This window comes from Streptomyces sp. LBL, from assembly GCF_029893585.1.
Taxonomy (GTDB): domain Bacteria; phylum Actinomycetota; class Actinomycetes; order Streptomycetales; family Streptomycetaceae; genus Streptomyces.
Genome location: NZ_JARXYX010000013.1, coordinates 13,129 through 33,754, shown reverse-complemented (window position 1 = coordinate 33,754; position 20,626 = coordinate 13,129). Strand labels below are relative to the sequence as shown.

Genomic DNA, 20,626 nt, shown 5'->3' with positions numbered 1-20,626 from the left:
ATTGTTCCACCCCGCTCACGAGCTCACGTGGGAGTCGTGAACACGTACTCCGCCCACACCGTCTTGCCCGGCCCTTCGGACCGGAAGTGCCAGCCCCAGCGGGTGGCGAGCCCCGCGACGAGGAGCAGTCCTCGGCCGCCGGTGTCCTCGGCGCCGGGGGCCCGCAGCGCCTTCGGGCCGGGCGGGGTCCGTTCGGTACGGCTGTCAGTGACCTCGACTCTGACCGTACGGGTGGGCGCGACCACGTGCAGGAACAGGTGGAAGTCGCGTCCGGGGACACACCAGGCGTCATATCTCATTCGGACGGGTGCGCCTGGAGGAAGAAGGTGGTCCCTTCGACGGAGGCGAATGGTCCGGCCCGGCACGCGTCGGCACGACTCGCACCTCGTCGATCAGTGGTGTCACTGTCGCACCATGCGCTCGGCCAGAACACCCATCTCTCTGAGAAGTTCCGACGGGGCCTGGTCGAGATCGAGAGCGTGCTGGTGCAGCCCGATGCCGGAACGGCGGACCATGTGGCCGGCGTGCGGTGCGTTGCCTTTCGCGTAGACGAGGTGCCCGTTCTCCAGTCCCAGAGAGGTGCAATACGCCAACATCTGGTACAGATCGACATCGGGATACCCTTGCGGCCTGCCCACCTTGTACTTCGCGTCCGCCACAGCCAACGGAGCTCCGGACGCCCTGTACCAGACGAGGTCCGGTCGCATCCGGATGGTGTCGCCTTCATCCAGGAAGATGTCCCTGGCCTGCAGCGCGACATATCCGCCGTAGGCGGACAGGGCCTCACGGAGCGCGACGCAGACGAAGTCCTCGAAGACCTTGTTCATGTTGAAGAGGAAGCCGTTCATCCGCAGCCCGCCCGGCAGATGCTCGGCCGACGCTCCGTCCAGTACGAGCCCTGCCAGATGGAGGGCGTGGTGATACCGGGCGTTGAGACGGTTCGGCAGCCATGGTGGGACCGCCTGCCCCCTTCCGAGTGGGGTGGCGTCCGCGAGCCTGGCCCGCTGATGCATCAGGCGTGTGCGGACGGCTCGGGGCACGCCGGGCAGGCGCAGCAGTCGTTCCACCGCGGACCTCAGGATGCGGTTCTCGGTGATGTCCGTGGTGAACTCGTCGTATGCCGTCTCCACCGGCAGTGGGGCCCCGAATCGTCGCCGGATCTGATCGGCTTCGCGGATCCGGCCTCGTACGACGAACGCCGTGGTTTCGGTGGGCCGGTAACCCTGCAGAACCCCCTGCCGTAGTGCCCGGTCCGTCTGCCGCTCCACTGCGTGGGCGAACGCCGGCAGGAGTTCGTCGTATCCGGCGGCGTCGACCTCTGCGTCCCGCCAGCCGCGTGGGTCGAGGCTGTAGCCAAGGAGGAAAAACAGGCGCCCGATGGGCACTTTGGGCGTGATCCGCAGCCGGACGGTCTCGCCTCCCGGGACATCGAGCGCCACGGCCCCGACCTTGCTTCCCGCTCGCAGCCGCCACAGCCCCGGCTCGTACGGATCGGGTACGGCGTCCACGATCTTCGAAGCGGCCAGGGCCCGCCCTGCCTCGTCCGGGAGGGACACGACTTTCGCCGGGGCGTGTTCGACGAGGTGAACGTCGGTCACGGCGTGCCGGTGCCTTCCGAGGCGTCATCCGCTTCAGGTGTCCTGCGCGCGGAGGCCTGTAGCGTCGCCAGCCCGTACCGTTTCTCGATATCCACGCCTTCCCCGTAATGGTGTTCTTCCAGCAGGGGCAGGATCTTTGTCCGCCAGGTGCGTTCCAGTCCGCCCTCGCGGTAGACGCCGGGTTTCATCAGGTACGACGGCCCGAGCCGGAAGTCGGGGTCGTCGATACGGGCGTTGAGGGCGTCGAGCAGGTCGGCCGGCTCGGCGTCCTTCCTCTCGCCCTCCAACCAGCGCCGGAGAAGTCCGCTGGTGGGTTCGGTTCTCGGCGAGAGCTCCACGAAGGCGAACCGTCGTCGCATCGCCGCGTCCACCAGCGCGATGGACCGGTCGGCGGTGTTCATCGTGCCGATGACGAACAGGTTCCGGGGCAGGGCGAAGTCCTCGCCCGAGTAGGTCAGCCGGACCGACTTCTTGCGGTACTCCAGCAGGAAGTACAACTCACCGAAGACCTTGGCCAGATTGGCGCGGTTGATCTCGTCGATGATCAGGAAGTGCGGGATGTGCCCCCTGCCCTCCAGGCGGGCGAGATCGGCCAGTTCACGAAGCGGACCGGGAGTCAGCCGGAACGCGACCTCGCGGGTGTCCGGGTCTTCCCGGGGCCGGAACCCCTCGAAGAAGTCCTCGTAGGCGTAGCTGGGGTGGAACTGCACCAGCTTGACCTGCTCCGGGCCGCCGCCGAGGAATTCGGCTATTTCCTGCGCGAGGTAGGTCTTGCCGGTTCCGGGTGGCCCGTAGAAGATCAGCTGACGTTCGTCCCAGAGCAGGTCCCGTACCTCGCTCAGCCATGCGAGTCTGTGGACGTTGAGCTTCTTGCGCAGTGCCTCATCGGGGTGAGGGAAGTCAAGGTCACGGCGGGCGGCGATGGTCTGAAGCGCGACGCCGGAGGTGTCGGCGGATTCCTGGGCTGCCTTCTTCAGTTCGTCGTCGGTGACCCAGAGTCCGTCGAGGATGCCCTTCACCGCCGTCAAGTCGACCAGGTCGTGTCCGGTGTTCAGCTTCTGCTGAAGCTCCTCCGGAAGCTTGTCGTACGGATAGCCCTCGCTCCACTCCACCGGGCGCCGCAGAACGCTGCGCCCGTCCTCTGTGGCGATCTGCTCAGCGTTGCCGGTGATCTCACCTGCGTACAGCTTGTCGCCGGGGAACACGCAGACGGTGTCACCCGGTCTCATCCGGGAGAGGAACGCATGGAACTCGTCGACGAACCGGGCCTTCTGGCTGTAGGCGACCGCAGATTCGTAGTCCTCGTCCACGATGGCGCGTAGGTTCTCCTTGCTGATGCCCGGGGTCACCCCGGGCCTCAGCCGGTCCGCGGCGAGCGTCACACGACCCTCGGTCAGCCACTCCTGGTCGACCGGAGCGAGACCGGTGACGCTGGGGTCGCGGACCAGCCAGGCACGGCTGGGGCCGGCCGACGCCTGTTCCAGGAAGTCGGCGAGCGGTCGGCCGTCGGCTGTCTTCCACTCCAGCCAGCCGTTGGCGCTGCGGCCGAGGAGGATCTCCGCCGCGGCGGACGGTGAGTTGCACTCGACGTCACTGACCACTTCGAGCCACCCGGGCCAGGTCGTCGTCTCCTTGATCGTGCCCTCGTCCCGCAGTTGCTCCCGCAGCCGGTGGGAGGACGGCATCCGCAAGGGGAAGGAGGGTACGACCTCAGGGCGGGCCGGCGAACCGGCCAGGACCACCATCTTCTGGCTGCCGTTGGTCCCCTTCTCCGTGAGCAACCGCCCGCGCGCCGACGGCCCACCGTGCGGCAGGCGCAGCAGGAACTCCGGGTACTCCTCGGTCATCCGTCTCCTCAGTTACTCAGGTCACTGTTAGGTACTTACGCGAGGCAAGGACCAGGCCGCAATCAGCAGGCAACTGCACAGTCCCGACACGCAGCTACGAAGGCCGGCATGTCGACCGGCAGCGCCAAGGCGGCCTCCTGGCACTGCATTCGGGCATTCTGCGGGCGGCGGGTGCCGGGGTGACAGCCGTAGGAGCGTTTCCGGCCAGCGGTCGGAGCCCGGATTGCCCTCGTAAGCGTGCTGCGCCCATGATCTGTTCCGATGGGGACCAGGCATGAGGGGGAACAGTGAGTAGCGGAACGACGGTGCCGGCGGGGAAGCCGCAGGCGGAGGCGCTGCCCGCGGCACTGGGCATGTCCGTATCGGAGCTCGTCCATGCGGTGGGCGGCTTCGAGTGTGACCCGGCGGAGATGGTTCGTGCCTCGGTACGGACGGCAGAGCGTGCGTTCGCCGAACTCGACGCGTGCGACCACGTGATCGACGAAGCCTCGGAGGTCGGCAGGAAGGTTGCGGACCGCCTGCGCGTACATCTCATGGCGGAGTCCGCGGCGGAGATCCCCGCCGAGTTGACGGAGTTGGAGACGGTCGCTGCCCGGGTGCGAAGCACCGATGAAACGCGCCAACTGCTGAACCGCGTGCTGGGCAGGGAGGACCGGGATGCGTCCGCTCCTATGGCTGTCGTCCGCCGCACCGCCGACGACCTGCCGAAGCTCCCGTCCGCGTACACCGAGCCCGACGACTATACGGACCTGCTCGCGGTGGCCGGCCGCGAAGAGCAACTGAGGCCCCAGCTGAAACTGGTGCACGCGGACCGGATTGCTCGTGTGGCCACCCACCTGGTGACCGTGGTGGAACAGGTCGCCGCGGTCGGCTTCGCCGACAAGGAATTCGCCGGTGAGTCACTTCGCGAGGCACAGCGCTCGTACGAATTGTGGCAGCGGTGCCTGGCCGAGCGCCGACGGGACCTGAGATAGGGAGGACCCGTGCTTCGCCCCTCGTCACCTGAGCTGACCGGCCCCCTTCCTTCCAGGCGTGGTCTAGCGTGGCGATGAACAGCTGCCCCGGCTCGCTCGTCCCGAATGTGAGGCCTCACGTGCACATCGCGCCCCTCAGTCCCGACGATCCCGCCGAGTTGGGCGGGTACGAGTTGCTCGGGCGGATCGGGCAGGGCGGCATGGGGCAGGTGTATCTGGGGGAGTCGCCGGGCGGGGAACCGGCAGCGGTGAAGGTGATCAAGCCGTCGGTCGTGGACCACGAGACCCGGCTGAGGTTCGCGCAGGAGGTGGAGATCCTCAAGACGGTCTGGGGGGCCCGGGTCGCCGCGCTGCTGGACGCCGACCCGGAGGCTGACCCGCCGTGGCTGGCGACCGAGTACGTCGAGGGGCTGGACCTGAGCCGGCATGTGGGCAGGCACGGCCCGCTCGACGCCCTGCTCACCGCCTCGCTGGGCGCGACGCTCGCGGAGGCGCTGGCGACGGTGCACAAGCAGGGGCTGCTGCACCGTGATCTGAAGCCGGCCAATGTGCTTCTCGGCCCCAACGGGCCCAAGGTGATCGACTTCGGGCTCGCGGTGTTCGCGGAGTCCAGTGTGTCGCTGACCGCGGCCAACACGGTCGTCGGCACGCCCTCCTGTATGCCACCCGAGCAGGCCGGCGGCGAGAAGCCGCTGACCACGGCGGTCGACGTGTACGGGTTGGGCGCGGTGCTGCTGTTCGCCGCCGCTGGGCACGCCCCCTACCTGGCCGACAACATCCACCTCCTGTTCCACCAGGTCGTCGATCCGGCGACCTCGCCGGACCTCTCGGGGACGCCGGAGGAGCTCGTGCCGCTGCTGACGGCGATGCTGGCTCACCGTCCCCAGGACCGGCCCGCGCTCGACGAGGTCGTACGGCGGTGCCGGGCGCTGATCGAGGCGCACGGGCTGAAGGTCGCTCAGGCGCGGCGCAGGCTCACGAACTACACGGCCGCGCCGGCCCACGTCCTCGACGACCTGCTCGCCGTGGACCGCCCGCCCGCGTCGGGACCGGCGGCCCGGACCCGCGCTCAGACGGCGGGCATCCCCGCCGACACACCGCCCGGCCGGCAGGAGCCGGAGACGCCCACGCCCAGGTCGGCCCGGCAGGAGCCGGGCGGGCTCCGGCCCACCCGCCCGGAGCCCGCGATGCCCGCCCCTCCGATGCCTCCGGCCCAGGTACGTCCGCCCACGGATCCACGCCTGTTCTTCGCCCGTGTCGACACCCCCACGCCCCCGCCCGCCGACCGGGCGGCCGACTCCACGGCGGCCTGGCGGCAGCCGGCGGACGGGACGACGGCGGAGCCGGGCGGCACCCGTTCCCCGGCTCGCCCGGTGGGGCGTGACCACGCGGGCAGCGGTAGCGCTCAGCGGCGCTCGCTGCGGCATTCCGCGCAGGCCCGGATCACCGCGCAGCGGCTGCGCGAGGCGTATGCGGCCAGTACACCCTTCTGACCCATACGCCCCTGTGACCCGCGATAATGGCCGGGCCCTGAAGGGGGCGCGTGCCTTGTACGACCGAACCGCCTCAGGAGGCCACGGGTGACCGCCGTCCAGACCAGTGCGGAGCAGAGCGTCGCCACGACCGGCCAGGACACGACCGGCCAGGACCAGTACCCGGCAGGCGCCCAGGTGGTCGTGCGGGACGAGGTGTGGCTGGTCAGGAGCTCGATGCCCACGACGGACGACGGCACCCGGATCGAGGTCGTCGGGGTGTCGGAGTTCGTCCGCGACCAGGAGGCCGTGTTCTTCTCCGGCCTGGACCGCATCGAGCTCCTGGACCCCCGCGAGACCGCTCTGGTCATGGACGACTCCCCCAACTACCGCCGCTCCCGGCTGTTCCTGGAGGCGGTGCTGCGCCGCACCGCGCTCCCCCAGTCGGAGCGTCGGCTCGCGCTGGCCGACTCGTTCCTGATGGACCCGCTGCCGTACCAGCGGCGCCCCGCCGAGCTGGCCCTGTCGGGCGCCAATCTCCGCCCGCGTCTGCTGATCGCGGACGTGGTGGGACTCGGCAAGACCCTGGAGATCGGGCTGACCCTGGCCGAGCTGATCCGTCGCGGCCGGGGCGAGCGCATCCTGGTCGTCACGCCGCAGCATGTGCTGGAGCAGTTCCAGCACGAGCTGTGGACGCGGTTCGCGATCCCGTTGGTGCGGCTGGACTCGGTCGGCATCGAGCGGATCCAGCGGGAGATCCCGGCCGGCCGCAACCCCTTCACCTCGTTCAAGCGGGTCATCGTCTCCATCGACACCCTGAAGAACACCGACCAGTACCAGCACCATCTGGAGCAGATCCGCTGGGACGCGGTCGTCATCGACGAGTCGCACAACCTGATCAACCGGGGTTCCCTGCGCAACCAGCTCGCGCGCACCCTCGCTCCCCGCACGGACGCCCTGATCCTGGCGTCGGCGACCCCGCACAACGGCGACGCCAAATCCTTCGCCGAACTGATCGGCCTCCTCGACCCGGTGGCGATCCAGGACCCGGAGAACTACCGCGCGGCGGACATCGAGCACCTCTTCATCCGCCGTACGAAGGTCAGCCCCGAGGTGCGGGAGCAGATGAAGGGCCAGTGGGCGGACCGCGGTCCCTCCCACTCCGTGCGCTGCCCGGCCACCCCCGCCGAGGAGAAGATCTTCGAGGAGCTGGCCGCCGTCTGGCTGCCCGGCGACGGCGGCACCTCGGTCAGCTCGGTCCCCCTCTTCCCGTACACGTTGCTGAAGTCGTTCCTGTCCTCCCACGCGGCGCTGCGAGCCACGGTCTCCGCGCGTGTCAAAACCCTGGAGAAGAAGGACGACCCGCAGGGCACCGCGGCCGAACTGGCCGCCCTCGACCGGCTGTCAGAACTGGCCGCCGACCTCACCGAGGCGGACTCCGCGAAGTTCACCGCCCTCGTGCGTCAACTGCGCGAGAAGATCGGAGTCGGGCCCGGTTCGGACGAACGGGTCGTGGTCTTCTCCGAGCGTGTGCAGACCCTGGAGTGGCTGTCCGCGGTGCTGCCCGCCGCGCTGGGCTTCAAGGGCCGGGCCGCCCGTGACTGCGTCCGGGTCATGCACGGCGGCCTCTCCGACGAGCAACAGATGGCCTGCGTCGAGGAGTTCGGCCTGGCCGACGCACCCGTACGGGTCCTGCTGACCGGTGATGTGGCCTCCGAGGGCGTCAACCTGCACCGCCAGTGCCACCAGTTGGTGCACTACGACGTGCCGTGGTCGCTGATCCGTATCGAGCAGCGCAACGGCCGTATCGACCGGTACGGGCAGGCCCGTCCCCCCGAGTTCCGTGCGCTGATCCTGACCAGCGAGGTCAAGGGCGCCAAGGACGACACGGTGGTCGCCGAGCGGCTCCTGGAACGCGAGGACCAGGCCCACCGGTCACTGGGTACGGCCGAGGCGGTGACCGGGCTGTACCGGGCCGAGGCGGAGGAGAAGTCCCTCATCCAGGACCTGCTGCGCGGCAGGACGGTGGACGAGTCCCTGAACGCCCGCCGCTCCGGCGCGGACGGCGAGGACGCGGGCCTGGACGACTTCCTGGCGGACTTCTTCGGCTCGGTCGGTGAGGCCGGGCCCGTGGGTGAGGCCGGCGGGTCCGGGCCCGTCGGCGAGGGCCCACGAGCGGCGGAGTCCGGCAGCTCGGCCCCGGCCGGTACGGGGTCGTCATCGGCCGGTACGGGGTCGTCATCGGCCGACCGTGCCGCCGCGAGCCCCGTGGTCCCCCGTCTCTTCGACTCGACCGCGCACTTCCTGGACGAGGCGCTGCGCGAGGTGTATCCGGACGCCCGTGACCGGCTGGACCTGGATCGCGATCAGCAGTCGGGACTGCTGTCGTTCCGGCCGCCGACGGAACTCGTCCACCGCCTCAAGGCGCTCCCCATGGACTACCTGCGCGAGCAACGGCTGCGCGAGCGGCTGCTCGTGACCTTCAACCGCCGTCTCGCCGAGCACTCCCTCCAGCGGGCCCGGGAGTCGTCCACGTCGAGCTGGCCGGAGATCTCCCTGCTGACGGACCTGCATCCGGTCGTGGAGTGGCTCACCGACAAGGTCCTTGTCGGGATGGGCCGCCAGGAAGCCCCGATGATCACGGCGAACGTGATGGAGCCCATCTACCTGGTCCAGGGCGTCTATTCGAACAAGTTGGGTAAGCCCACCGTCGTGAAGTGGATGGGGGTCACCTGGCTGGAGGCCACGGGCGAAGGGCTGGTCGACGACGACATGGTGTCGCTGCTGCGCCGCTGCGGTGTCGGCCCCACCATGGCGAACAAGCTCCGCTACCGCGATCCCAAGCCGCTGCGCAAGGCCCTCCCCCAGGTGCTGGACACGGCCGAGGCGTTCCTCAACGCGCACCGCGACGCCTGGGACGAACCGCTGCGCGAGCCCATCGAGCAGTACAAGCGACGGCTCGGCACCTGGCGGCAGCCCACCCTCGCCGACGAGCGTACGAAGGAGCGCCTCGCCGATCTCGCCGACTCCCTGCTGACGACCGGAAGGCCGCTGCTGCGGGTCCTCGCGGTGCTCCTGCCGGACACGGACCGCGAGGACGGTGACGACGGGCCGCCGTCCGTCTCCCTCACCGTCCCGTCCGCGACCGCGACCGCGCTCCGGCCCCCGTCCTCGTCCGCCGCCCTGTGACCCTGGTCTGTGACCATCTGAGAGAAGCACTGTCATGACGTACGACTCCCTGGTCAACCGCGGCGACTACTTCTCCGCCCACTATCTGGCCGAGGTGCTTCCGAAGGACCTCAAGTCGGGCCTGCTGCAGGCGTGGAAGGAACGCGAGGAGGCGGCGAAGCCGCCCGCCGGGGACGAGCGCGGCACGGAGGCCGAGGACCTCGTCACGGCGGCGCCCGGCGGCGGCGAGCTTCCGGTGACCCCCCGGGCCGGGCTGCGAGCGCTGCGCCGCGACTACTTCCGGGCCCGGTCGTCCTTCGCCGTCCCCAAGGACAAGGACGGCCTCCCCGTCGTACGGGAAGTCGACGAGGAGAGGGCGACGTACGGCGACCCGGAGTGGCGGGAGCGGGTGCGGGCGCTCAACGCCGAGGTGTTGCGCGCCCTCGGGTACGACGCGAAGCCCCGCACGCTCACGGTGGTACGCGCCGGGCAGACGTACGAGATCCCGGTCGCGCACGCCGAGAAGGGCCTCGTCGCGCTGGACTGCGGCTGGGCCGCCGAACCGGACGCCGCCGTCGACCCGAAGGGCCGGGGCCGGTTGCTGGAGCCGGTGCCGCTGGACGGTACGACTCCGGTGGAGACCGGTGACAAGCTGGCCAAGTTCCTGTTCGCCTGCGAGGAGCCGCCCCGGTACGCGCTGCTGCTCGGCGGCGGTGTGATCGTCCTCGCCGACCGCGCGGTGTGGGGCGAGAGCCGCTACCTCGGGGTCTCCCTGGACACGGCGCTCCAGCGCAACGACACCCGGGCGGGCGGCGAACTCGACACGGTGGCCGCGCTGTTCGGCGCGGACTCGCTGCGCACTCCGGAGGAGGGCGGCGACAACCCGCTCTCCGAGCTGGTCGGCAAGTCGGCGAAGCACGCGGTGGGAGTCTCCAGCGAACTGCGCGACGGCCTGCGCAAGAGCGTCGAGCTGATCGCGGGCGAAGTGCTGGAGCGACTGCGCGACCAGGGAGTGAGCCCGCAGGACATCGGTGAACTCCCGGAACTGGGGCGCCGGTTGACGCGTGAGTCCCTGCGCTATCTGTACCGGATCCTGTTCCTCCTGTACGCGGAGGCCCGCCCCGAGCTGGGCATCCTGCCGGCCGACTATCCCGAGTACCAGCAGGGGTACGGGCTCGGCCGGCTCGGTGAGCTGATCGCCGACCGGGAGCCGATCGGCGACACCGCCCGCAAGGGCTTCTACCTGTACGAGTCCCTGGACCTGCTCTTCAAGAAGGTCCAGGACGGCTACCGCCCGCGCCGCACCCACGGCGTCGAGCCCTCCCCCGACGGTATCGACGGGAAGACCAGCGAGGACATCGGCCTGCGTTTCGAACCGCTGCACAGCAAGCTGTTCGAGCGCGACGCCATCCGGCTGATCGGCGCCGACAGCCTCCTCGATCCGCGCTTCGACTCCGACGAGGCCCTGGCCCGGGACGAGCCCGTCCGCTACCTCGACACCCGGCTGCGCAACGCCACCCTCCACCAGGTCCTGCACAGCCTGATGATCACCCAGGGGAAGCGGGGCGAGCGCGGCGGCTTCATCTCGTACGCACAGCTCGGCATCAACCAGCTCGGCGCGGTGTACGAGGGCCTGATGTCGTACAGCGGCTTCATCGCGGGCGAGGAGCTGTACGAGGTCGCCAAGGGCGGCGACCCGAAGGACGGCTCCTGGCTGGTCCCCAAGTCGAAGATCGACGAGTACCCGGACTCGGTGTTCGTACGGCGCCGCGACCGGCACACGGGCGAGGACGTCCGGATGCGGTACGCCCCGGGTTCGTTCGTGTACCGCCTCTCCGGCCGCGACCGGCAGACCTCGGCGTCGTACTACACGCCGGAGTCCCTGACGAAGGTCACCGTGCAGCTGGCTTTGCAGCAGCTGCTCACCGAGGAGACCGAGGCGAAGGATCTGCTGGGCTGGAGGATCTGCGAGCCGGCCCTCGGCTCGGGCGCGTTCCTCAACGAGGCGATCAACCAGGTCGCGGCCGAGTATCTGCGGCGCAGGCAGAGCGAGTTGGGGCGCTCCATCGACACGGAGCAGTACGCCGTCGAACTCCAGAAGGCGAAGGCGTACATCGCCCTGCACAACTCCTACGGCGTCGACCTCAACGAGACGGCCGTGGAGCTGGCCGAGGTGTCGTTGTGGCTCAACACCATGCACCCCGGCATGGAGGCCCCCTGGTTCGGCCTGCACCTGCGGCGCGGCAACTCGCTGATCGGCGGGCGGCGGGAGGTGTACGGCGCCGAGCGCCTGAAGAAGGGCGGCTGGCTGGGGGCCACTCCGGAACGGTTCGCGTTGACGGACGCGGTGCAGGGCGCGCCGCTTCCGGAAGGGGCCGTGCATCACTTCCTGCTTCCGGCGAAGGAGTGGGGCGCGGTCGCGGCCGAGAAGGAGGCGAAGGCGCTCGCCCCGGAGGCCGCGAAGGCGCTGGGCGCGTGGCGGAAGGCGATCACGAAGTCCCCGACCACGAAGCAGACGGCCCGGCTTCAGGGGCTGGCCCGGCGGGCCGAGTACCTGTGGGACCTGGTCGTACAGCGACTGGAGCTGTCGGAGCAGTACATCTCGCGGCACATCCAGGTGTGGGGCGCGGAGGGCGACTGGCTGCGGCGGCCGGAAGCCGCGGTACAGCGGGACAAGGTGCTGGCCGACCTCCAGGCGGAGGACACCCCGTACTGGCGGCTGAAGACGCTCATGGACTCGTGGTGCGCGCTGTGGTTCTGGCCCGTGCAGAGCGCGTCACTGCTCGACGGTACGGACGAACGGTACGCGCGGGCCGAGGCGCTGGCGGAACGGGCGGCGGAGTTCGAGGCGGCGGGCCTTTCGGCGACTGCCGAGGGGAAGGCGGTCGGGGCTGCTGACGAGGACTCCGGTGTCCTGATGGCGTGGGAGGCGGACGCCCTGCCGGGGTTCACGGCCGAGCCCAAGCAGATGACGCTGACGCGTGATTCGGTGTCGCGCCGCCGCACCGGCCGCCGCGCGGAGCAGGTCAAGGGGCAGCGCCGGGAGGTCATTCCGCTGGCGACACTGGACGACTGGCTCGACTTCGCGGAAGCGCTGCTGGGCACGCAGGACGTGCCGGACGAGTCGCTGGTGTCGACGTTCGGGACGCTGGACGACCTGTCGAGGTACGAGGACGAGCTGCCCGAGTGGATGGGCATGGAACGGTTCCAGTGGCTGGAGAACCGGTTCCTGTGGGCGTCCGTCGCGAAGGACGTGGCGAAGGCGCAGGGGTTCTTCCACTGGGAGCTGGAGTTCGCGCAGGTGTTTGCGCGGGGTGGGTTTGATTTGCAGGTGGGGAATCCGCCTTGGGTTCGGCCGAGGTGGCAGGAGGACCTGGTTCTGGCGGAGTTGGAGCCATGGTTTGTGCTGGCGGACAATCCGAGCGCGGCGGAATGGCGCCTCCGCAAAGAGGACGTGCTGGCCACACGTGCGGGCGGCCAGGATTTCCTCCTCAACGAATTGGCACCCCATGCTGGGTCCGTCGCCACGCTGGGCAGCCTGGCCACCTATCCGCTCCTTGTCGGTACCCAGGGCGACCTCTACCGGGCCTTCATGGCTCAGGTTTGGCAGCACATCGCACTGCACGGCAGCGCAGGGATGATCCATCCGGATACGCATTTCGGGGGCGTACGCGAAGGTGTCATCCGGGCTGCCGCGTACCGACATCTGCGGATCCACTCGCACTTTGTGAACTCGGCGAACTGGGCGTTCGAAGACCTTTCCCGGTCCCAGGAATTTGGGATGCACATCTATGGCACGTCGCAGGAACCCAACTTCTTGCACGTAAGCCAGCTTCGCGACGCTGAGGCGCTGCCCAACTCTCTGACTCATGACGGGCAAGGCACGGCGCCCGGAATCAAACACAACGGCTCGTGGGACATCCGGCCGCACCGCGATCGCGTCGTCCAGGTGGACACAGCCCGGCTAGCCAGCTGGTATGCCCTAACGGGCTCAGCAGGGAAAGCTGGGCAGAACCCTCTGTTGTATCCAGTCCTGATTGGCGAGCAAGGGGCGATCGATGCGCTGGCCTCATTTGGCAGCAGTCTGGACGATTACGGCCCGATGATCTCAAGCGGATACCACGAATCAGGCGCCAAGAAGAACGGGCTTATCCGCTGGGGTAACCAGCGGGTTCCCGAGCTCTCAGATACAATTCTGCAAGGGCCGCACTTCTCCTGTGCACTCCCCTTTTCGAATGAGCCGATGATCCCCTGCCGGAACCAGAGACACTGGAATGCGCTCGCACCAACAGAGCTTCCCGAGTCGCACGTCCCCGTGACCAACTATGTGCGGTCCACTGACGAGGCAGCGTACCTGGCGGCCCAGGATTCCTGGTTCGGAAGGCCGTTCACCACGTTCTTCCGTCTGGCCTGGCGAATCATGATCCCCTTCAACACCAGCCGCAGCCTTCAGGCCGCCCTCATCCCACCCGGCCCCGCACACATTCATGGCGTACACACCATGGCCATGCCGACTAATCGCGCGACGGTCCTCAACGCCGGTTTTTGGGGTGCTCTTCCGCTGGACTATCTGCTACGAATCACTGGCCGCGCTAATCTCATGACGGGCGAAGCCCTGAAGATGCCCGCCCCTGACCCAAAGCACCCCCTCGCCCCCGCCCTACTCCTCCGCACCCTCCGCCTGAACGCCCTCACCACCCACTACACCCCCCTCTGGACGGAGCTGTTCGACCCCCGCTGGGCAGGCTACGAGGACTGGGCCAACCCCCGCTGGCCCCACCTGAAGCCCCTCGCCGCCGGCCTCAAGCCAGCCTGGGAGTACAGCACCCCCCTCCGCACCGAACACGAGCGCCGCGCCGCCCTCGTAGAACTCGACGCCCTCGTCGCCGTCTGGCTCGGCATCACCGCTGACCAACTCGCCGCGATCTTCAAGTCCCGCTACCCGCAGCTGTACGACTACGAGTCGGCGACCTATTTCGACGCCAACGGCCGTAAGATCGCGGGCGACTTCAACACTTACGGCCACGGCCAGACCAAGCAGGATTACCTCGATCTCCTCGCCCACCTAGAAGACCCAGACGGCACCCCACCCCCGGCTGGCTACACGGCCCCCTTCTACAAGGCCGACCGAGAGGCCGAGATGAGAGCAGCACACGCGCACTTCCAGGCCAGGCTGGACGCCGAAATCGCAGTCGGCCGCTGGACTCCGCCCGTCCGTGAAGCCGCACAGGCGTAGCGACAAGCCTCACCTGAAGGGCGCTGCCCCCGACACCTGTCGGGGGCAGGCCGCGCACTAACCATCGGGCAGTGTTTACCGCCCCACGAAGCCGACGAACAGGTTCCAAGCGGCAGCATCGACGGCGAGGCCCGGTCGGCTCGTGTCCTTGGAGTCCCGCACGTGGATGGCCTGAGTGAAGGAAGCCACCTCGACGCACTGGCCGCCCTCACCGCTGCTGTAGCTGCTCGTGCGCCACGCAATGAGTTCATCACCGTCGACGTTCATGTCTCTCCAAGCAGTTTCTCGATGAGTGTCAACGACTCGCGCGGGGTGAGAGCCTGGGCTCGCAGCAGACCGTACTGCTCTTCGAGCTCCCGGACAGTCCCCCGGTCCGTGTAGAGACGGCTGTGCTTGTGCGCCTCCACGTAGGCGATCCTCCGCGCATCTTGCGTCTCGATCAAGGTGAAGGGGCCAGCCAAACCGGCGTGTTCCTCCCTGTTGTTCGGCATGACCTGAATCTCGACGTTGCGTCGCTGACCGCAGAGCAGAAGCTGCTCCAACTGCGTGCGCATCACGTACTCGCCGCCCGTAGGACGCGTCAGGACCGACTCCTCGATGACGAAACTGATGGTCGGCATCGGGCTGCGGGCGAAGATCTCCTGCCTGGCGAGACGCGCGACGACCCGCTGGTCGATCGTCTCGTCGCTCAGCAGAGGCCGTCGCATCGTGAAAACGGCCCGTGCGTACTCCTCCGTCTGCAAGAGCCCGTTGATGAGGTGCGTGTCATAGACGTGCAGCTCAACGGCCTCCGCCTCCAACCGCGCCGCATCCCGAAAGAACGCCGGAAACTGCGCCCGCGCCACCTCCTCCTTCATCTCCTGGAGGACTCCGCCCGCGTCCAGCATCTCGTCCGCCTGGTCGATGAACTTCGGCGGCGGCACCCGGCGGCCCTGCTCGTACGCGGCGATGGTCGACACGGAGTAGCCCGTCATCGACCCGAACTCGACCCGCTCCAGCCCCGCCCGTACCCGGAACCTCTTCAACTGGCGTCCGAAGACGCGCAGGATGCCCGACCCCGTCCCCGCCTCCCGCTCGTCCCCCTCCGCACCCGACTCGTCCTCGGCCGCCGACTCCACCGGCTCGTTCATGTCCCGCACCACCTCCCTCGGCCAACGCGGCACCGCGTCGACCGTCACGCTCCGCTCCGCCTACACGCGCAGACTGCTCACGTACAGCGACCGTCCGTGTGCGCGTCGTGTCTCGTCACGGTAAAACCACCACGTCAGCGTGGACGCATGAACAGCGAAACTTCCCCCTCCCCGGGGGCCCGACCGAACGCCCCGGCGCAGCCGGACCCGAACCCGGCTCCACAGCGGACCGTCGAGCAGGCCCCTTCCCACCACGCTCGCGAGACGACCCAACACCCCAGCAGACAAGGGGAGTTCGCGATGCGCTTCACGTCCTCCCACCGTGGCGCGCGCCTCGCCCGGCGTCTCGTCTCGCACCGGCTGGACACCTGGGGCCACCCGTACACCTGTGCGGTCAACGAGACGCTGACACTGATCACCGCGGAGCTGACCGCGAACGCCGTACGGCACGGGCATGTGGCTGGGCGGGACTTCCACGTGCGGCTGACCGAGACCGGTGACGGCCCGCGCCGGCGGGTCCTGCGCGTCGAGGTCACCGACACCCGTACCGAGCGGGTGCCGCTGCTCGCCACCCAAGAACCCCCAGGGGACATGGAGTCGGGGCGGGGTCTGCTCATCGTGGCGCACCTGGCGACGCGGTGGGCGGTCGCGCCGTGTGTCGACCGCCCCGGCAAGACCGTATGGGCGGAGCTGGAGCTGGGACCGCCCGGGGAGCCCCCCGTACCGCCCTCGGTCAGGCGCTTTCCCGCCAACACCTGACGGGTTTTCGGAAACTCGGGCGCCCGGTGTCGTACCCCCCGACTAACGTCAGCCGCTCATCCCTCCGCCAAGAGCACCGCAGACCAAGGGGAAGCGCTGTGACCACCACGCCCGAGGACCGGACCGGGTACCGGATCTCCATCGTCGACGAGGACCCGCTGCGTGCGCGCAAGGAAGCGCGCGAGTTGCTCGCCGGGATCGCCGACGTCGATCCCGGGGCCGCCCTGGACGTTCCCCGGCCGGGCGTGGCGGCCGGGGCGGCGGACAAGGGCGGGCTGTCGGCCGACACCATCGGGCTGGTGATCAGCGCCGGTTCACTGGTGGCCGCCGGGGTGCAGATCTGGCTGGCGCGGATGCCGCAGCGGACGATCATCGTCAAGCGGCCCGACGGGTCGACCCTGCACATCACCGGCAAGCAGGCCCGTGAGGACGACGAGCGGATCGAGAGGTTCCTCGCGGGCGGCGGAGAGACGCCGCACCCCACGGGCGACGACGGCCTCGGCAACACCCCCGCGGCGGGCTGAGCGCGGATGGCCGACAACGACCGGTACGCCATGCTCGTCGGCGTGTCCACGTACGACAGTGACGCCTACCGCGATCTGCCGCCCGTGCGCGCCGACCTGCACTACATGCGGGCGGTGCTGGAGAACACCGAGATCGGCATGTACAACGACTGCGCGATGGTCGCCGAGCCGACCCGCGCGGAGATGCTGCACGCCATCGAGACGTTCCTGGAGGCGCGGCAGCCCAGCGAGACGGCCCTGCTGTACTTCAGCGGGCACGGGGAGTTCTGCGAGGACGACAACCAGCTGTACTTCCTGACCCGGGACGCCGACCCCGCCGATCTGCCGGGCACGGCGGTGCCGGCGGAGTTCCTGGAACGGATGCTCCAGTCGTGCCGTGCCTCCTCGAAACTGGTGTTGCTGGACTGCTGCTCCAGCGGCTCCGTCGTACAGGGCTGGACCGCGAAGGGGCCGGCGGAGGAACCCGCGCGGCCCGTGCCGAGCACCCTGCTGCGGCCGACCGGCGTGTACTTCATCACCGCCTCCGACGCCCTCCAGTCGGCGTCCGCGATGGCGCCGCCCGGGTCGAGCCTCGGCACGTCCCGGTTCACCGGGGAGATCGTGGAGGGGTTGCGCAACGGGAGGATCAAGGGCGGCGGCTGGATCACACCGGACGACCTCTTCGACTACCTGACCGCGCAGATGGCGCGTGAGGGCGTACCGGAGGAGCAGCGCCCCACCAAGTCCACGATCAGAGCGACGCGGAGCCTGCCCTTCGCCCGGTCCGTGGCGCGGCCGGTGCACATCGCCGCCCTGCCGCGCGACGCGGCCGAGGCGGCGCGGCGCTCGCCCGCTCTGCTGAAGGCCCGCGAACTGGCCGCGCTGGACGCCCGGGACGGCGTCGACCGGCAGCGGCTGCTGCGGTACTACGCGCACTGCCTCACCGCGCAGGCGGCGGCCGGCATGCGGCCCGACCGTGACATCGGGCGCGATTCCACGTACTTCCTGCTGGGTCAGGGCGAGGAGACCATCCAGTCGGGGCGGGGCTCGACCGTTCTCGCTCCCGGGCAACTGTCCACACCGCAGGGCGGGTCGGCCGGGGCGGGCGGTGACGCGGGTGCGCGGCAGGAGTACTGGTACGGCTATCCGGCGATCACGCTGCCCGTGCGGGACGGGGGGCGGGGGCGCCGTACGGCGGTGGAGCTGGCGCCGCTGCTCATCCAGCAGCTGGAACTCGCGCCGGACGAGGACGGCAGGAACGTGCTCCGGCCCAGCGGGGTACCGTCGCTGCACACCGGTGTCGTCTCGGAACTGCTGGACGCGGGTGACGCGGCCGACCTCGTCGCGCGCTGGCAGCCGACCTGGCAGGAGGGCAACGACGCGCAGATGCTGCGTGCCGTACGGGAGTTGCTGGAGGAGCTGGGGCTGCCGGAGCTGGAACCACTCGACCCGTCGGCGCTCAGCGAACGGACGGTGATGCAGGCGCTGCGGCCCGGCGCGCACAACGCGGCCGTGCTGCTGGTGCCTTCGGGTGTGGAGGCCATCGCCACCCAGGCTCTGGTAAGCAACCTGCTGGAGATGTCGACACGGACCGGGCGGATCCCCGGCACCGCGCTGGACGCGCTGCTGAGCGGCGGTGGGGACGGGGCACCGGCCGCGTCCGCCGCCGTGGTCGTGGCTCCGGGGCCGTGCAACGAGAGCCAGGAGCGGGTGATCTCCTCGGCTATGACACGTCCCCTGACGGTGGCGACCGGGCCGCCCGGCACGGGCAAGAGCGAGGTCGTCACGGCCGTCGTCACCACCTGTGTCGCCGCCGGGCAGTCCGTGCTGGTCGCCTCCACGAACAACGAGGCCGTGAACGTCGTCGCCGAACGCTGCGACGACATCGCGCCGGGCCTGCTGATGCGCACGGGCAACGCCGAGGCGCTGGAACGGGAGGCGGCGAAACTGGAGCGGCTGCTCGGTGAGACCGCCCAGGCCCCGCGGCGCGGATCGGCCACCGTGGGCGGGCAGTTGCGCAACACCCGCGGGACAGCCGACGGGCTGCGGGCGGAGGCGGCACGCCGCGTCGGTGAGGAGGGGCGGCTGCTGGAGCTGATCCGGGACCGGGAGGAGCGGGCGGCCGCACTGGAGCTGCCGCTGCCGCTCCTGGAGGGTGTCTGGGCGGCTGAGGATGACGGCGTGGACGCTCTGGGGCGCTGGGAGGACAGGGCGCGGAAGGTGGCCGGGGCAAGCTGGTGGCGGCTCGGACCCTGGCGGCGGGGGCGGGCGCTCGGCGCGCTGGTCTCGGCGGTGGCCGATGCCCCGGAAGGGGACCTGCCCGGCCGGCCGGCGTGGCCGGCGTGGGCGACCGGGCGGCCGGTGCCGCCCGAGCTGCTGGAGTCGCTGGCGGACGCGGTGGCCGTGGAACGCGAGGTGCGGGAACTCGTACCCCGGCACCTGGGATGGGACGAGGAGGGGCTGCGGCGGTCGCGGCTGGAGACGGCGGGCGCACTGTCCGCACTGTCGGCGGAGCTGTCCCGGGCGGCGTCCGCCGAGGCGCTGACGAGGGCACGCGCGCTCATGGGCCAGCGGCTCCAGGCGCTGCGGAGCCGCGCGGGCTACCAGCGCAGCCAGAAGAACCTGATGGCCCACATCAAGGGGTGGGCCATCAGCACCCACTCGGTGCGGCAACTGGAACTCACGCCGAAGCTGTTCGACCTCGTCGTCATCGACGAGGCGAGCCAGTGCTCCATCCCGTCGGTGCTGCCGCTGCTGTTCCGGGCTCGCCGGGCACTGATCATCGGCGACCCGATGCAGCTGGGACACATCCCCGGCGTGTCACCGCAGCAGGAACAGCAGGCGCGGGTCAGGGCCGGGCTGAGCGCGGCCCAGCTGGAGGACCACCGGCTCACGTACCACGTGTACTCCTCGTACCACGCGGCCGAGCAGCACGGCGACTCGGCACTGCTCCTCGACGAGCACTACCGGTGCCACCCGAGCATCGCCGACGTCGTCAACGGCTACTGCTACGCGGGCCAGTTGCAGGTGCTCACCGACGTACGGCGGCAGGTCCCGCCAGTGGACCCGGTCGGGGCCGCCGATCCGGCGCCGGTGCTGGGCTGGGTGGACGTACCGCACGGCGAGTCGGCACGGGGCGGCGACGGGCGGTCCTGGCGCAACGCGACGGAGGCGCAGGCCGTACGGCGGGTGGTGGACGAACTGCTGGCGCGGCTGCCGCAGGACGCCGAGGTCGGAGTGGTCACGCCGTTCCGGGCGCAGAAGGAGGCGCTGGCGCGGATGTGGCGCGACGACGACCGTGTCCGGGTCGGCACGGTGCACGCCTTCCAGGGCGGGCAGCGCGACGTGATGGTGCTGAGCCCGGTGGCCACGCACAACACGCCGCCGAGGACGACGTACTGGGTCGCGAGCCAGGTCAACCTGTGGAACGTGGCGGTCACCCGCGCCAAGTCGCAGCTGATCACCGTGGGCGCCCACGCGTTCTGGCAGGGTCAGAGCGGACTGCCGACCCTGCTCGCGGGACGCTCGGTGCCCCTGGGGGCGGCGGCGGGTGAGGACGGCGGGCCGGTGTTGACGGCCACCCCGGTGACCGGGCTCCGCGAGGAACTCGCCGACCGGCTCCAGCAGTACCTCGCCCGGCGGGGGATCACCGATCTGGAGCGGGCGGCGGTGGTCGGCGGCCATCCGGTGGACCTGCTGTTCACCGAGGCCGGCGAGAACACGGCGGTGCTGATCGACCCCGGTCCGCCGCCCGGCGGGGATCCGGCGCGGCACCTGCGGCTGACACACGCGCGCAGCGACCTGCTGACCGGGCTGCCGTCCGGGGGCTACGGGGCGAAGGCGGCCCCGGTGGGCCGGACGGTGCGGGTTCCGGCGTGGCGGATCCTGGCGGGCGAGGAGGTACTCGCGCCGCTCTTCGACTGAGCCCGACCGTGCTTC

Annotated in this window: 11 protein-coding genes and 1 pseudogene; 7 read left to right on the top strand and 5 right to left on the bottom strand. The window is 69.9% G+C overall.

Annotated elements, in window-relative coordinates; genetic code table 11:
* Positions 1-23 precede the first annotated feature (23 nt).
* The 3 genes and pseudogenes from M2271_RS17330 to M2271_RS17320 all read right to left on the bottom strand — a co-directional run.
* A pseudogene (locus tag M2271_RS17330) lies at positions 24-278 on the bottom strand (ATP-binding protein); the annotation flags it as partial.
* A gap of 123 nt (positions 279-401) precedes the next feature.
* On the bottom strand, positions 402-1,598 hold the full coding sequence (locus M2271_RS17325; RefSeq protein ID WP_280888133.1) for a restriction endonuclease: 1,197 nt from the start codon (positions 1,596-1,598) through the stop codon (positions 402-404).
* Entirely contained in the window at positions 1,595-3,445 is a 1,851-nt protein-coding gene (locus tag M2271_RS17320; RefSeq protein ID WP_280888132.1) for a DUF4357 domain-containing protein, read from the bottom strand. The genes M2271_RS17325 and M2271_RS17320 overlap by 4 nt, the downstream gene beginning before the upstream one ends.
* Positions 3,446-3,732: 287 nt before the next feature.
* On the opposite strand from M2271_RS17320, the gene M2271_RS17315 reads away from it, so the two are divergent.
* The 4 genes from M2271_RS17315 to M2271_RS17300 all read left to right on the top strand — a co-directional run bounded on the left by M2271_RS17315 (position 3,733) and on the right by M2271_RS17300 (position 14,295).
* A complete protein-coding gene (locus M2271_RS17315; protein WP_280888131.1) occupies positions 3,733-4,419 on the top strand; it encodes a hypothetical protein in 687 nt (228 codons plus the stop codon).
* Between the two features lie 119 nt (positions 4,420-4,538).
* Positions 4,539-5,912, top strand: a complete 1,374-nt coding sequence (locus tag M2271_RS17310; protein WP_280888130.1) for a serine/threonine-protein kinase — start codon at positions 4,539-4,541, stop codon at positions 5,910-5,912.
* An 87-nt stretch (positions 5,913-5,999) separates the two neighbouring features.
* Positions 6,000-9,080 (top strand): SNF2-related protein, encoded by a 3,081-nt coding sequence (locus M2271_RS17305; protein ID WP_280888129.1) that lies wholly within the window; start codon positions 6,000-6,002, stop codon positions 9,078-9,080.
* A gap of 34 nt (positions 9,081-9,114) precedes the next feature.
* Positions 9,115-14,295 carry a class I SAM-dependent DNA methyltransferase gene (locus M2271_RS17300; RefSeq protein WP_280888128.1) on the top strand — a complete coding sequence of 1,727 codons (5,181 nt, stop codon included), beginning with the start codon at positions 9,115-9,117 and terminating at the stop codon, positions 14,293-14,295.
* 75 nt (positions 14,296-14,370) lie between these two features.
* On the opposite strand, the gene M2271_RS17295 is transcribed toward M2271_RS17300, so the two are convergent.
* Positions 14,371-14,562, bottom strand: a complete 192-nt coding sequence (locus tag M2271_RS17295) for a DUF397 domain-containing protein (RefSeq protein WP_280888127.1) — start codon at positions 14,560-14,562, stop codon at positions 14,371-14,373.
* Entirely contained in the window at positions 14,559-15,425 is an 867-nt protein-coding gene (locus M2271_RS17290) for a helix-turn-helix transcriptional regulator (RefSeq protein ID WP_280888306.1), read from the bottom strand. Before M2271_RS17290 ends, M2271_RS17295 begins: the two co-directional genes overlap by 4 nt.
* 300 nt (positions 15,426-15,725) lie before the next feature.
* On the opposite strand from M2271_RS17290, the gene M2271_RS17285 reads away from it, so the two are divergent.
* From M2271_RS17285 to M2271_RS17275, 3 genes are all read left to right on the top strand, one after another.
* Positions 15,726-16,184 carry an ATP-binding protein gene (locus M2271_RS17285; protein ID WP_280888305.1) on the top strand — a complete coding sequence of 153 codons (459 nt, stop codon included), beginning with the start codon at positions 15,726-15,728 and terminating at the stop codon, positions 16,182-16,184.
* Positions 16,185-16,282: 98 nt separating this feature from the next.
* Positions 16,283-16,708, top strand: a complete 426-nt coding sequence (locus M2271_RS17280) for a hypothetical protein (RefSeq protein ID WP_280888126.1) — start codon at positions 16,283-16,285, stop codon at positions 16,706-16,708.
* A gap of 6 nt (positions 16,709-16,714) precedes the next feature.
* Positions 16,715-20,611, top strand: coding sequence for an AAA domain-containing protein (locus tag M2271_RS17275; RefSeq protein WP_280888125.1), 3,897 nt, complete (start codon positions 16,715-16,717; stop codon positions 20,609-20,611).
* The last annotated feature ends 15 nt before the right edge of the window (positions 20,612-20,626 follow it).